General features: G+C 75.1%; 12 protein-coding genes. 8 read left to right on the forward strand and 4 right to left on the reverse strand.

Going from position 1 to position 13091, the window contains the following annotated elements; translation table 11 throughout:
* Window positions 1–15 precede the first annotated feature (15 nt).
* The 4 genes from ACZ3J7_RS06220 to thpR all read left to right on the forward strand — a co-directional run bounded on the left by ACZ3J7_RS06220 (window position 16) and on the right by thpR (window position 5500).
* On the forward strand, window positions 16–849 hold the full coding sequence (locus ACZ3J7_RS06220; RefSeq protein ID WP_465617382.1) for a DUF6282 family protein: 834 nt from the start codon (window positions 16–18) through the stop codon (window positions 847–849).
* A gap of 163 nt (window positions 850–1012) precedes the next feature.
* Entirely contained in the window at window positions 1013–3697 is a 2685-nt protein-coding gene (gene ppc / locus ACZ3J7_RS06225) for a phosphoenolpyruvate carboxylase (protein WP_465618006.1), read from the forward strand.
* Window positions 3698–3778: 81 nt separating this feature from the next.
* The gene (locus ACZ3J7_RS06230; protein ID WP_465617384.1) at window positions 3779–4834 is read left to right on the forward strand and encodes an MBL fold metallo-hydrolase; all 1056 of its coding nucleotides are present in this window, start codon (window positions 3779–3781) and stop codon (window positions 4832–4834) included.
* A gap of 72 nt (window positions 4835–4906) precedes the next feature.
* Window positions 4907–5500: an RNA 2',3'-cyclic phosphodiesterase gene (gene thpR / locus ACZ3J7_RS06235; RefSeq protein WP_465617386.1), complete on the forward strand. Its 594-nt coding sequence runs from the start codon at window positions 4907–4909 to the stop codon at window positions 5498–5500.
* Between the two features lie 24 nt (window positions 5501–5524).
* Here thpR and ACZ3J7_RS06240 read toward each other — a convergent pair whose 3' ends face one another.
* The gene (locus ACZ3J7_RS06240; RefSeq protein ID WP_465617388.1) at window positions 5525–5947 is read right to left on the reverse strand and encodes an arsenate reductase ArsC; all 423 of its coding nucleotides are present in this window, start codon (window positions 5945–5947) and stop codon (window positions 5525–5527) included.
* A 102-nt stretch (window positions 5948–6049) separates the two neighbouring features.
* Between ACZ3J7_RS06240 and ACZ3J7_RS06245 the strand changes: the two genes are divergently transcribed.
* A complete protein-coding gene (locus ACZ3J7_RS06245; RefSeq protein WP_465617390.1) occupies window positions 6050–6355 on the forward strand; it encodes an ArsR/SmtB family transcription factor in 306 nt (101 codons plus the stop codon).
* Window positions 6355–7461: an ACR3 family arsenite efflux transporter gene (gene arsB, locus ACZ3J7_RS06250; protein ID WP_465617392.1), complete on the forward strand. Its 1107-nt coding sequence runs from the start codon at window positions 6355–6357 to the stop codon at window positions 7459–7461. The genes ACZ3J7_RS06245 and arsB overlap by 1 nt, the downstream gene beginning before the upstream one ends.
* Before the next feature lie 16 nt (window positions 7462–7477).
* Here the strand turns inward: arsB and ACZ3J7_RS06255 are convergent, their stop codons facing one another.
* Both ACZ3J7_RS06255 and ACZ3J7_RS06260 read right to left on the reverse strand, forming a co-directional pair.
* Window positions 7478–7951: a GNAT family N-acetyltransferase gene (locus tag ACZ3J7_RS06255; protein WP_465618008.1), complete on the reverse strand. Its 474-nt coding sequence runs from the start codon at window positions 7949–7951 to the stop codon at window positions 7478–7480.
* Between the two features lie 107 nt (window positions 7952–8058).
* Window positions 8059–8268 carry a hypothetical protein gene (locus ACZ3J7_RS06260; protein ID WP_465617394.1) on the reverse strand — a complete coding sequence of 70 codons (210 nt, stop codon included), beginning with the start codon at window positions 8266–8268 and terminating at the stop codon, window positions 8059–8061.
* A gap of 300 nt (window positions 8269–8568) precedes the next feature.
* Here ACZ3J7_RS06260 and ACZ3J7_RS06265 point away from each other — a divergent pair, with 300 nt between their 5' ends.
* Together ACZ3J7_RS06265 and ACZ3J7_RS06270 are read left to right on the forward strand one after the other, a co-directional pair.
* Entirely contained in the window at window positions 8569–10689 is a 2121-nt protein-coding gene (locus ACZ3J7_RS06265; RefSeq protein ID WP_465617396.1) for a cellulose binding domain-containing protein, read from the forward strand.
* 165 nt (window positions 10690–10854) lie between these two features.
* Window positions 10855–11334 (forward strand): hypothetical protein, encoded by a 480-nt coding sequence (locus ACZ3J7_RS06270; RefSeq protein WP_465617398.1) that lies wholly within the window; start codon window positions 10855–10857, stop codon window positions 11332–11334.
* Window positions 11335–11409: 75 nt separating this feature from the next.
* Here the strand turns inward: ACZ3J7_RS06270 and ACZ3J7_RS06275 are convergent, their stop codons facing one another.
* Entirely contained in the window at window positions 11410–13056 is a 1647-nt protein-coding gene (locus ACZ3J7_RS06275) for an acyl-CoA dehydrogenase family protein (protein WP_465617400.1), read from the reverse strand.
* Window positions 13057–13091: the final 35 nt, after the last annotated feature.

Consider the following 13091-nt stretch of genomic DNA (forward strand, 5'->3'; position numbering starts at 1 on the left):
GCGGGGAGCGTGGTGGTGGACCTCCACCACCACGCCGGCCCCGACCTCTACCGGCGCCGCCGCACCTCGTTCGGCGCGGGCCGCGCCTACCGGGACGTCGACGGCTGGGTGGTCCTCAAGAGCCACCTCTCCTCGACCGCCGCCCGCGCCTGGGAGGCCCGCCAGGAGGGCCTGCCGGTCTCCGGCACGCTGGTCCTGAACGAGCTCTCCGGCGGCGTCCGCCCGCCCGCCGTCGAACAGGCGGTGTACGCGCACGGCCCGGACAGCCCGGCCCGGCTGGTCGTCCACCTGCCGACCCTGGTCGGCCACGCCCACCCCACGGCGCTGCGCCGCACCCCGTTCCACCCCCGCCTCGACCCGGACCGCTGGGGCGCCCGCCCCGTCCTCGGCCCGGACGGCCGGCTCCGCCGGGAGGTCCGCGAGGTGCTCCGGGCGGCCCGCGACCTGCCGGTGGCCGTCGCCACCGGCCACAGCGACCGGGAGGCGTCGCTGCGGGTCGTGGACGAGGCCGTCCGGCTCGGCCTGCCCCGGGTGCTGCTCACCCACGCGACCCACCCGATGTCCGGCTTCACCCCCGACGGCCTGCGCGACCTCGCCGGCGTCCCCGGCCTGTACGTGGAACTCACCGCGCTGACCCTGCTGCTCGGCCACCGCGACGCCGCCCACCTGGGCGAGCTGGTCCGCGCCCACCCCCGGGTGCTGTTCAGCTCCGACCTGGGCCAGCCCGACCAGCCGGACGTCCGGGAGTGGCTGGAGCTGAGCGCCCGCTGGTTCGAGACCGCCGGGCTGACGGACCGGCAGGTCGCCGCCGTCACCCGGACCAACCCCGTCGCCCTGCTGACGCCGTGAACGGACCTTCACCACTCCCCCGGTTCTCCCCCGATCAGGAGCAGTCATGAACGCCCGTACCGAGCACCTCATCCGCACCGAGACCGCCCGCACCCCCATCGCCCACGCCCCCGCTCCCCCCGCGCACGCCGCGCACGCCGCCCCCGCGCACGCCGACGACGCCCTGCACGCGGACCTGCGCCGGCTGACCGACCTGCTCGACGAGACGCTGCGCCGCCAGGAGGGCCCCGAGCTGTTCGCCCTGGTCGAGCGGGTGCGGCTGCTCAGCCGGACCGACCCGGAGGCCGGCGCCGAGCTGCTGCGCGGCATCGAGCCGGCCACCGCGGCGACCCTGGTGCGCGCCCTGGCCACCTACTTCCACCTGGCCAACGTCGCCGAGCAGGTGCACCGCGGCCGCGAGCTGCGGGCCGCCCGGGAGCGGGCCAGCACCACCCTGGGGCACGTGGTGCGGCAGGCCGCCGGGGAGGCCCCGGAGGCGCTGGCCCGGGCGGTCGGGCAGTTGAACGTCCGCCCGGTGTTCACCGCGCACCCCACCGAGGCGGCCCGCCGCTCGGTCCTCACCAAGCTGCGCCGGATCGCCGAACTGCTGGAGGCCCCGGCCGGCGGCCGGGACGGCGAGCGCCGCAGCGCGCGACTGGCCGAGACCGTCGACCTGCTGTGGCAGACCGACGAGCTGCGGGTGGTCCGCCCGGAGCCCACCGACGAGGCCCGCAACGCCGTCTACTACCTGGACGGGCTGTACGGCGACGCCGTGCCCGAGGTGCTGGAGGAGCTGCACGAGGAGCTGGCCCGGGTCGGCCTGGCGGTACCCGGGGGCGTCCGCCCGCTGACCTTCGGCACCTGGATCGGCGGCGACCGCGACGGCAACCCGAACGTCACCCCGGAGGTCACCCGGGAGGTGCTGCTGCTCCAGCACGAGCACGGCATCGACGACGCCCTCGCGCTGGTCGAGGAGCTGCGCCGGCTGCTCTCCCAGTCGCTGCGCTACACCGGCGCCTCCGAGGAACTGCTCGCCTCGCTGGACGCCGACCTGGCCCGGCTGCCCGAGCTCAGCCCGCGCTACAAGCGGCTCAACTCGGAGGAGCCGTACCGGCTGAAGGTGTCCGCGATCGGCCAGAAGCTCGTCAACACCCGCCGCCGCCTCGCCGAGGGCGGCCCGCACCAGGAGGGCCGCGACTACCTCGGCACCGCCGGGCTGCTGGCCGACCTGCGGCTGGTCCAGGACTCGCTGCGGGCGCACCGGGGCGGCCTGGTCGCCGACGGCCGCCTGGCCCGGACGATCCGCACCATCGAGGCGTTCGGCCTCCAGCTGGCCACCATGGACGTCCGCGAGCACGCCGAGGCCCACCACCACGCGCTCGGCCAGCTCTTCGACCGGCTCGGCGAGGAGTCCTGGCGCTACGCGGACATGCCGCGCGACTACCGGCAGCGCCTGCTCGCCAAGGAGCTCACCTCCCGCCGCCTGCTCGGCCCCGCCCCGCTGGACCCCGCCGGGGAGAAGACCCTCGGCGTCTTCCACGCCGTCCGCGAGGGCTTCGAGCGCTTCGGCGACGAGATCGTCGAGTCGTACGTCATCTCGATGTGCCAGGGCGCGGACGACGTGTTCGCGGTCGCCGTGCTGGCCCGCGAGGCCGGGCTGGTCGACCTGCACGCGGGCGTCGCCAGGATCGGCATCGTGCCGCTGCTGGAGACCACCGACGAGTTGCAGCAGGCCGACCGGATCCTGGAGGACCTGCTCTCCGACCCGTCCTACCGGCTGCTGGTGTCGCTGCGCGGCGACGTCCAGGAGGTGATGCTCGGCTACTCGGACTCCTCCAAGTTCGGCGGCATCACCACCTCGCAGTGGGAGATCTACCGGGCGCAGCGCCGGCTGCGCGACGTGGCGCACCGGTACGGGGTGCGGCTGCGGCTGTTCCACGGGCGCGGCGGCACCGTCGGCCGCGGCGGCGGGCCCTCGCACGAGGCGATCCTGGCGCAGCCGTGGGGGACGCTGGAGGGCGAGATCAAGGTCACCGAGCAGGGCGAGGTGATCAGCGACAAGTACCTGGTGCCGTCGCTGGCCCGGGAGAACCTGGAGCTGACCATCGCGGCCACCCTGCGGGCCTCGGCGCTGCACACCGCGCCCCGCCAGTCGGACGCGGAACGGCTGCGCTGGGACGCCGCGATGGACCGGGTCTCGGACGCCGCGCACGCCGCCTACCGGGCGCTGGTCGAGGATCCGGACCTGCCCGCGTACTTCCTGGCGTCCACCCCGGTCGACCAGCTGGCCTCGCTGCACCTGGGCTCGCGCCCGTCCCGCCGCCCCGACAGCGGTGCCGGACTGGACGGCCTGCGGGCCATCCCGTGGGTGTTCGGCTGGACCCAGTCCCGGCAGATCGTCCCCGGCTGGTACGGCGTCGGCTCCGGCCTGGCCGCCGCCCGCGAGGCCGGCCTGGGCGACGTCCTCGACGAGATGCACGGCAACTGGCACTTCTTCCGCAACTTCCTGTCCAACGTCGCCATGACGCTGGCCAAGACCGACCTGCGGATCGCCCGCCACTACGTCGAGCAGCTCGCCCCGGCCGGACTGCACCACGTCTTCGACCGGATCGTCGCCGAGCACGACCTCACCCTGCGCGAGGTGCTGCGCCTCACCGGCGAGCACGAACTGCTGGACGCCCAGCCGGGGTTGAAGCAGACCTTCGCCGTCCGCGACGCCTACCTCGACCCGATCTCGCACCTGCAGGCCGCGCTACTCAAGCGCCAGCGGGACGCGGTCTCGGCGGGCGAGACCCCGGACCGGGCGCTCTGCCGGGCGCTGCTGCTCACGGTGAACGGCATCGCGGCCGGTCTGCGCAACACCGGCTGAACCCGGCGCACCGCTTCCGTCCACTCGGCCCCTCGTCCACCGTCTCGAACGCCTCGAACGCCTCGAAAGGGAAGTCCCGTCATGACAGAGCAGCCCGAGCAGCGCGACGCACCCTCCCGGCGCGGCGTCCTGCGCACCGCCGCCGTCGCCACCGGCGCGGCGCTGGCCGTGCCGCTGGCCGGCGGCCCGGCCCGGGCGGCGACGCCCGACGCCGCGCCCCGGACCGGCTCGCTCGGCGAGCAGTCGGCCGTCCGCACCTTCGTGCTGGGCGACGTCCGGCTGACGTACGTGGTCGACGCGGGCATGGAGCTGGACCGGGCCGGTTTCCTGCCCGCCGTGCCCGCGTCCTACTGGGCCGAGCACCCCGAACAGCTCGCCCCGTCCGGGCGGATCGCCGCCTCGGCCGGCGGGGTGCTGGTCGAGCGGGGCGGCCGCCGGCTGCTGATCGACGTCGGCCTGGGCGCGAACGTGCTGCCGCCCGCGCTCGGTGTCTCGCACGGCGGGGCGCTGCTGCACACCCTGCGGCGGCTCGGTGTGGGGCCGGAGAGCGTCGACACCGTCGCCTTCACCCACCTGCACACCGACCACACCGGCCTGGGGTTCGTCAGCAACGTGCCCGCCGATCCCGGCTCGGCCGCCCGGCCGCCCCGCAAGGCGTTCCCGCGCGCCGACTACCTGGTCGCCTCGGCGGAGTGGGAGCCGTTCTGGGAGCGGCGGGTCGAGGTCGGCGCGCCGTCCTGGGAGAACTTCATGCTGCCGATGTCGAAGGTGCTGCACCGCTTCGACGACGGTGCCGAGGTGTGGCCCGGCGTCACCGCGCTGATCACGCCCGGCCACAGCCCCGGCCACACCACCTACGTCGTCTCGGCCGGCGGCGGACGGCGGATCCTGGTCTTCGGCGACGCCTTCCACACCCCCGCCCAGGTCGCCCACCCCGAGTGGCCCTCCGGTCCGGACACCGCCGTCGGCCAGGTCCTCGCGGCCCGCCGCACCCTGCTCGCCGAACTGCGCCGCCCGCGCACCTACGGCTTCGCCTTCCACTTCGGCGACCAGGCCTTCGGACGCGTCACCGAGGACGGCCGCTGGCACCCCGTCCCCGCCCGGGCCCTCCTCCCGGCCCCGATCCACCTCTCCTGACCGCGCCCGCCATCGCCGCGCCCGCCCGTACCCCGCCGTCCCGGGTGGCCCCGCGGGTGCTAGAAATCCCTGGTGGACGAACCCCCCGTGCCCGACGCGCTGCGCGTCTTCGTCGCCTTGGCCCCGCCCGACGAGGCGAAGGACGAGCTCGCCCGGGCCCTGCGGCCCGCGTACGAGGCGCATCCCCGGCTGCGCTGGAACCGGATCGAGGACTGGCACCTCACGCTGGCCTTCCTGGGCGAGGTCCGCTCCGACGCCGTCCCGCCGTTGCGGGCCGCGCTGGCCGGGGTCGCCGCCGGGCAGCCCGCGTTGCGGCTGGCGCTGCGCGGCGGGGGGCACTTCGACGGGCGGCTGCTGTGGAGCGGGGTCACCGGCGACCTGGACGGCCTGCACCGGCTCGCCGCCGAGGTGCGCGCCCTGGTCCGCGCGCAGGGCCTCGACCACCGCGACCGTCCGCTGCACCCGCACCTCACGCTGGCCCGGGCCCGCCGCGACGACCCCGCCGGCGTCCCGGCGGGCGCCGCCGTGCTCGCCGGTTTCACCGGCCGCCCCTGGTGGACGCCCCGGCTGCACCTGGTCGGCAGCAACCCCGTCCACGACCCGGCCCCGCGCCGCTACCGCGACCTGGTCTCCTGGCCGCTGACCGCCCCGCCGGATCCCGAGTGACCGTTTCGACCGTAACGGCGCGGGTCAGGCCTTCGTTCCGGCGGCGTCGATCTCGGCGACGAGTTCCTCGACCCGGGCGCGGACGGCGTCGCGGATCGGGCGGACGGCGTCGACGCCCTGGCCGGCCGGGTCGTCGAGGGGCCAGTCGCGGTAGTGCCTGCCGGGGTAGTAGGGGCAGGCGTCGCCGCAGCCCATGGTGATCACGTAGTCGGAGGCCCGGACGGCGTCGGCGGTGAGGATCTTCGGCTGCTGGTCGGAGATGTCGACGCCGACCTCGGCCATCGCGGCGACGGCCGCCGGGTTGACCTCGTTGCCGGGGGCGGAGCCGGCCGAGCGGACCTCGACCCGGTCGCCGGCCAGGTGGGTCAGGAAACCGGCGGCCATCTGGGAGCGGCCGGCGTTGTGGACGCAGACGAACAGCACGGAGGCGAGCGGCGCGGCGGTCATCGGTGGGCGGGTCCTTCGTCCGGGTCGGGCGCGTGGGCGGGTGCGGCGGGGCACCTCGGCCGCCGCTGACATCAGTCTCGACCGATGTGAAAGTATCAGCCCATGGTGATGTCAGTCGACGCTGAACTGTTGCGGGTGCTGTCCGATCCGCTCAGGCTGCGGATCGTGACCCTGCTGGCCCGCGAGACCCTGTGCACCACGCACCTGGTGGCGGAGACCGGCGCCCGCCAGACCAACCTCTCCAACCACCTGAAGGTGCTGCGGGACGCGGGCGTGGTGGACACCGAGCCGTGCGGCCGCTTCACCTACTACCGGCTGCGGCCCGAGGTGCTGGAGTCGCTGTCCGGCGGGTTCGCCGACCTCGCCGCGACCGCCCGCGCCCACGCCGGCACGAAGAGGTCCTGCTGATGCCCCGCACCGCACCCGCCCCCGAGGCCGGACCCGCCGAGGCGGCAGCGGCGTCGGTCGCCGGGAAGCTGTCGTTCGTCGACCGCTACCTCGCGGTGTGGATCCTCGTCGCGATGGCCCTCGGCCTCGGACTGGGCCGCCTGGTCCCCGGCCTGAACGACGCCCTCGCCGGGGTCGAGGTCGGCGGGATCTCGCTGCCGATCGCGCTCGGCCTGCTGGTCATGATGTACCCGGTGCTGGCGAAGGTCCGCTACGACCGGCTCGACACCGTCACCGGCGACCGCCGGCTCATGGCCTCCTCCCTGGTGGTCAACTGGCTCGTCGGACCGGCGGTGATGTTCGCCCTCGCCTGGATCTTCCTGGCCGACCTCCCGGAGTACCGCACCGGGCTGATCGTCGTCGGGCTGGCCCGCTGCATCGCCATGGTGATCATCTGGAACGACCTCGCCTGCGGCGACCGCGAGGCCGCCGCCGTCCTGGTCGCGCTCAACAGCGTCTTCCAGGTCGTCATGTTCGGCGTCCTCGGCTGGTTCTACCTCGACCTGCTCCCGCACTGGCTCGGCCTGGGCGAGGGCGAGCACCTCGACGTGTCGATGGGGAAGATCGCCCTCAACGTCGTCGTCTTCCTCGGCATCCCCCTGGTCGCCGGCTTCCTCACCCGCCGCCTCGGCGAGAAGAGGCTCGGCCGCGAACGCTACGAGGCGAAGGTGCTGCCGAGGATCGGCCCGTGGGCGCTGCACGGACTGCTGTTCACCATCGTGGTCCTGTTCGCCCTCCAAGGGCGGACGATCACCTCGCAGCCCCTGGACGTCGCCCGGATCGCCCTGCCCCTGCTCGTCTACTTCGCGCTGATGTGGTTCGGCGCCTTCGCCCTCGGCAAGGGCCTGGGCCTGACCTACGACCGCACCGCCACCCTCGCCTTCACCGCCGCGGGCAACAACTTCGAGCTCGCCATCGCGGTGGCCATCGGCACCTTCGGCGTCACCTCCGGCCAGGCCCTGGCGGGCGTGGTCGGCCCGCTGATCGAGGTGCCGGTGCTGATCGCCCTGGTGTACGTCTCGCTCGCCCGGCGCGGGACGTTCCGCGCCGTCGGGCCGCGCCGGTGACCGGACCGGGCCCGGTTCAGTCGACCCGGGGGCTGCGGCGTTCGATCAGGACGGTGTCGCGCCAGATGCCGTGCCGGCGGGCGACGCGTTCGCGGGTGCCGACGGTGCGGAAACCGGCGTGGGCGTGCAGGGCGAGGCTGGCGGTGTTCTCCGGGAAGACGGCGGACTGGATCGTCCAGATCCCGGCCGCCTCGGTGGAGTCGATCAGTTCCGCGAGCAGCACGCTCGCGACGCCCCGGCCCCGGTGGTCGGGGTGGACGTAGACGGAGTGCTCGACCACCCCGGCGTAGGCGGGGCGGGCGGAGACCGGACTCACCGCGATCCAGCCCGTCACCTCCCCGTCCACGCCGAGCGCGACGTACCGGTGCCCGGCCAGCCGGGCCGCGTCGAAGGCCGCCCACCCGGGAGCCTCGGTCTCGAAGGTGGCGTTGCCCTCCTCGATGCCCGCCCGGTAGATCGCCAGCACCTGCCCGGCGTGCTCGGGCAGCATCGGAACGGGCCGGGGAACCACGACGGGCACGGGGACTCCTTGGCGATGGCGGGGCCGCGGGGGCTGCGGAGCGGGTCCGTCGGCGCGCCGCCCCACGGAGAACGTACTCACCCGGACAGGGCCCAGTCCACCAGGAGCGGGGCGAGGAGCGGGAGGGCCAGGACCCCGAGCGGGAACAGCAGCAGGCCGCAGCCGGCCGCGCAGCCCTTGCCCGCCCGCTTGAGCGGGGAGCCGGAGGCGAGGAGGGCGAGGGCCGCCGAGAGCAGCAGGCCGGCCAGCAGGACGGCGCCGGCCAGGACGATCACTCCGGCCGCCATGCGCCGCACCCCCCTGCCCGTCGATCGTCCGTTCGTGTGCCGACAGATCATAGCCGCCCCGGCGGGCTCGAACGTTTCAGCGGACGGATGGGGCGTCCGACCGCTCCGACCTCGGTGTTCCCGGGGCGTCACGGGGTGGGGCGATTGACACCTCCGGGGCTCCTTCCCACCATGGGAGCGCTCCCAAGAGCTGTCGGGCGCACCCGGTGCGCCCCACCCGCGCAGTTCCCCGTCCACCGTCCGGCCCGAGGCGCACCACCCGGCCCGGGTCGGCCGCCCCACCCGGGAGGAACGACCCCCATGCTGTTCCGCTTCCGCGCCCGCCCGCGCAGGAGGACGGCCGTGACCGCCTCGGCCCTGCTCGCCCTGGCAGCCGCCGCGCTACCGCTGACCGCCGCACCCGCCGCCGTCGCCGACACCGCGCCCACCGGGCCCGCCGCACCCGACACCACCGTCACGGTCAACGCCGCCGCGGGCCTGGGCACCGTCGACCCGGCCGCGCTCGGCGTCAACACCGCGATCTGGGACGCGTACATGAACGACCCGCAGGTGGTGTCGCTGTACAAGGCCGCCGGGGTCGGCGCGCTGCGCTACCCGGGCGGCTCGTACGCGGACATCTACCACTGGGCCGACCACACCGCGCCGGGCGGCTACGTCGCCCCGGGCACCGGCTTCGACGCGTTCATGGGGACGGTGAAGGCGTCCGGCGCGACGCCGATCCTGATCGCCAACTACGGTTCCGGGACGCCCCAGGAGGCCGCGGACTGGGTCCGGTACGCCAACGTCACCAAGGGCTACGGGGCGAAGTACTGGGAGATCGGCAACGAGATCTACGGCAACGGCGTGTACGGCAACGGCTGGGAGAACGACGTCCACGCCGACAAGTCGCCCGGCCAGTACGCCCGGGAGGTCAAGGCGTACGCGGCGGCGATGAAGGCCGTCGACCCGACCGTGAAGATCGGCGCGGTGCTGACCATGCCCGGCAACTGGCCGGACGGCATCGTCGCGGCCGGCGACAGCGGCGACTGGAACCACACCGTGCTGGCGGCCGTCGCGCACGACGTCGACTTCGTCAGCGTGCACTGGTACCCGAACGCGGGCGGCGGCGACCGGTCGCTCGCCGCGGTACGCCAACTGCCCGGCGAACTGCGCGAGGTGCGCAACCTGCTGGACCGGTACGCGGGCGCCGACTCGGCCCGGATCGGCATCGCGATGACCGAGGTCAACTCCGAGTCCGGCAACGGCGCGCTGACCAGCCGTCCGAACGGCCTGTTCGCGGCCGAAGCGATGAGCACCGCGCTGGAGAACGGCGTCTTCACCGTCGACTGGTGGGACACCCACAACGGCGCCGGACCGATCACCACCGTGAACGGCGAGACCGACTACGGCGACATGGGCCTGCTGTCGAACGGCTCCTGCACCGGCGACGTGTGCGAGCCGGCCGTGAACACCCCGTTCGCGCCCTACTACGGCATCGAGGCGCTCGGCGCGCTCGGCGACCCGGGCGACACCATGCTCGCCTCCGCCTCCTCCACCCCGGACGTCTCCTCGCACGCGGTGCTGCGCGCCGACGGCGGACTCAACGTCCTGCTGTTGAACCAGAGTTCCACCACCGCGCGCACCGTCGGCCTGACCTACCGGGGCTTCACGGCGGACGGCGCCGCCCCGGCCGTGCGGCGCTGGGCGCCCGGTGACGACGGCCTGGTCGACGCGACCGGCACCGCGAGCGCCTCGTCGGTGACCCTGCCCCCGTACTCGATCACCGTGCTGACCGTGCGTCCCAAGTCCGGCACCGGTCCGTCCGCCGCCACCGTCGGCGCCCCCGGCGCCCCGCGCAGCACCGCCGTGGGCGCCGGCACCGCGGCCCTGAGCTGGCCGGCCGCGAGCGGCGCGGTGGACCGCTACGAGGTGTACGAGCAGCTCGGCACCACCGTGCAGTTGCTCGGCTCCTCCACCGGCACCTCCGCCACCCTGTACAACCTGCCGCCCGGCTCCCGGCACACCGTCAACGTGCTGGCCCGCGACCAGGCCGGGCACCTGTCCCGCCCGTCCGTCCCGCTGACCTTCACCGTCGGCACCCCGGACGACAGCACCTGCACCGTCTCGTACCAGCTCACCGCCGGCTGGGGCAACGGCTTCGTCGCCGCCGTCACCGTCACCAACCTCGGCCCCGCCGACCTCGACGGCTGGACCCTGGACTTCGACTGGCCCTCCGCCGGGCAGTCCGTCGGCTCGTGGTGGAACGCGGACGTCCACGCCACCGGGCAGCACGTCCGGGTCACCAACGGCACCTACAACGCGCACCTCGCCCCGCACGGCGGCACCACCGCGGACTTCGGCTTCGTCGGCGCCAACAACGGCGCCAACCCGAACCCGACGGTCTTCCGCCTCAACGGGACGGTCTGCCGCACCATCGGCTGAGCCCGCACCGGTACGCGGGCCCGGCCGGGGGGACGCCCTCCGGCCGGGCCCGCGTACCGGGCCCGCGTTCCGCGCGGTCGCGGTCAGGCGGTACCGTCTGCCCCGAACGACACCGTTCGCATGCGTCGGGCCATCGGGGCCCGGCCACCGGGGAGGGGACCCACCGTGAAGCGCGCCAACCTCGTCTGGATCGGCACCGCCGCCGCGACCGCCGTCATCGCCGGCACCGTCGCGGCCGTCACCGCCGGCGCCGACTCCGCCGACACCGCGTACTCCACCGCTCCCGGCTCGGCCGGCAGCGGCGAGGTCCTCCCCCACCCCGGCCCCGACGGCCTGCTCTGGATCCCCGACTGGATCGGCAACGGCGGCGCGGTCAGTGGCGGCGCCACCCCCTCCGGCCGCCCCGTCACCATCACCCTCGCCTGCCAGGGCGCCACCGGCCCCGCCAAGGCCCTGGTCACCTTCACCACCGCCTCCGGCGAGTCGGCCTCCCCCACCGAGTTCACCGTCCCCTGCCCCGCCGGCACCACCGGCACCGGCACCGCCACCGTCCCCGCCGCGCTGGCCGCCTCCTTCCAGGTCGGCGTCAGGACCACCGACCCGGACGTCCACTGGGGCCTCGCCCTCACCCAGCCCGACTCCTGAGCCCGGCTCCCGGGCCCCGGGCTCGGGACCCGGCCTCGGCTCCCGGCCTCGGGACCCGGCCTGCCGGAGGGGAGTTCAGGCCTGCGGCAGGCGGTCGAGCAGGGCGGTGAGGTCGGTGGCGGGGGCGAGGGTGCCGAAGGCGAGGCCGTGGTCGCCGGCCAGGCGGGAGGCGCAGAAGGCGTCGGCGACGGGGGCGGGGGCGTGCCGGACGAGGAGGGCGGCCTGCAGGACCAGGGCGGTGCGTTCGATGACGCGGCGGGCGCGGAGCGGGGCGTCCTCGGTGGGGCGCAGTTCGGCGCGCAGGGCGTGCCAGGCGGCGTCGAGGCGGCGGTCGGTGCCCGCGGCGAGGTCGATTTCGGCGGCGAGGGCGTCGAGGGTCCCGGGTTCCCGGGCGAGGGCGCGCTGCAGGTCGAGGGCGGTGACGTTGCCGGAGCCCTCCCAGATGCTGTTGAGGGGGGCTTCCCGGTAGAGCCGGGGCAGGCCGGAGGCCTCGTCGTAGCCGTTGCCGCCCAGGCACTCCAACGCCTCGGCGACGGCGGCGGGTTGGCGCTTGCAGACCCAGTACTTGGCGACCGCGGTGGCGATCCGCAGGAAGGCCTTCTCGCCGGTGTCGCCGCGCTGGGCGCGGTCGGCGGCGCCGGCCAGCCGGAGGGCGAGGGTGGTGGCGGCCTCGGATTCGAGCGCGAGGTCGGCGAGGACGTTGCGCATCAGCGGCTGGTCGATCAGCAGCGCGCCGAACGCGGCGCGGTGGCGGGCGTGGTGGGCGGCCTGGGCGAGGGCGGCGCGGGTGCCGGCGGCGGAGCCGAGGACGCAGTCGAGCCGGGTCATGGTGACCATCTCGATGATGGTGCGCACGCCCTTGCCCTCGGGGCCGACCAGCCAGGCGACGGTGTCGTCGAACTCGGGTTCGCTGCTGGCGTTGGAGCGGTTGCCGAGCTTGTCCTTGAGGCGCTGGATCCGGAAGGTGTTGCGGGCGCCGTCGGGCAGTACGCGCGGCACCAGGAAGCAGGACAGGCCGCCGGGGGCCTGGGCGAGGACCAGGAACAGGTCGTTCATCGGCGCGCTGGTGAACCACTTGTGGCCGCGCAACCGCCAGCTCCCGTCGGCCTGTTCGACGGCGGTGGTGGTGTTGGCGCGGACGTCGCTGCCGCCCTGCTTCTCGGTCATCCCCATGCCGGCCAGCAGTCCGCGCTTGCCGGCGGGGGCGCGCAGCCCGGGGTCGTACGTCCGGCTGGTGAGCAACGGCTCGTAGACGGCGGCGAGTTCGGGCGCGTGGCGGAGCGCCGGGACGACGGCGTACGTCATGGAGACCGGGCAGAGGTGGCCGGGTTCGAGGGTGGTGGCGACCATGAAGCCGGCCGCGCGGGCGACGTGCGCGCCGGGGCGGGGGTCGGCCCAGGCGGCGCCGGCCAGGCCGGCGCCGACCGAGAGGTCCATCAGGTGGTGGTAGGCGGGGTGGAACTCGACCTCGTCGACGCGGTTGCCGTAGCGGTCGTGGGTGCGCAGCTCGGGTTCGTGCCGGTTGGCCTGGTCGGCCCACCGCTGGGCCTGCTCGCCGCCGGCCAGCCGGCCGAGGCGGTGGAGTTCCACGCGGTGCCAGCCGGCGCCCTCGCGGTCCAGCCCCTCCAGCAGGACGGGGTCGGCGGCGACGTCGTGTCCGGTCAACGGCGGTGCCTGGTTGGTGACGTGGTGGGTGGTGGCGGTGGGCCGGCTGGCGGTCACGGGGGCTCCGGAGGGTGTGGGGGCGCGGGCGGGGC

This window comes from Kitasatospora sp. NPDC015121 (assembly GCF_055562955.1).

Excerpts from the sequence above, each read along its gene's own strand:
- ACZ3J7_RS06255 (WP_465618008.1), bottom strand. The coding sequence starts at position 7,951 with ATGCTGCCCGAGCACGCCGGGCAGGTGCTGGCGATCTACCGGGCGGGC.
- ACZ3J7_RS06240 (WP_465617388.1), bottom strand. The coding sequence starts at position 5,947 with ATGACCGCCGCGCCGCTCGCCTCCGTGCTGTTCGTCTGCGTCCACAAC.
- ACZ3J7_RS06245 (WP_465617390.1), top strand. The coding sequence starts at position 6,050 with ATGGTGATGTCAGTCGACGCTGAACTGTTGCGGGTGCTGTCCGATCCG.
- ACZ3J7_RS06230 (WP_465617384.1), top strand. The coding sequence starts at position 3,779 with ATGACAGAGCAGCCCGAGCAGCGCGACGCACCCTCCCGGCGCGGCGTC.
- ACZ3J7_RS06260 (WP_465617394.1), bottom strand. The coding sequence starts at position 8,268 with ATGGCGGCCGGAGTGATCGTCCTGGCCGGCGCCGTCCTGCTGGCCGGC.
- arsB (WP_465617392.1), top strand. The coding sequence starts at position 6,355 with ATGCCCCGCACCGCACCCGCCCCCGAGGCCGGACCCGCCGAGGCGGCA.
- ACZ3J7_RS06265 (WP_465617396.1), top strand. The coding sequence starts at position 8,569 with ATGCTGTTCCGCTTCCGCGCCCGCCCGCGCAGGAGGACGGCCGTGACC.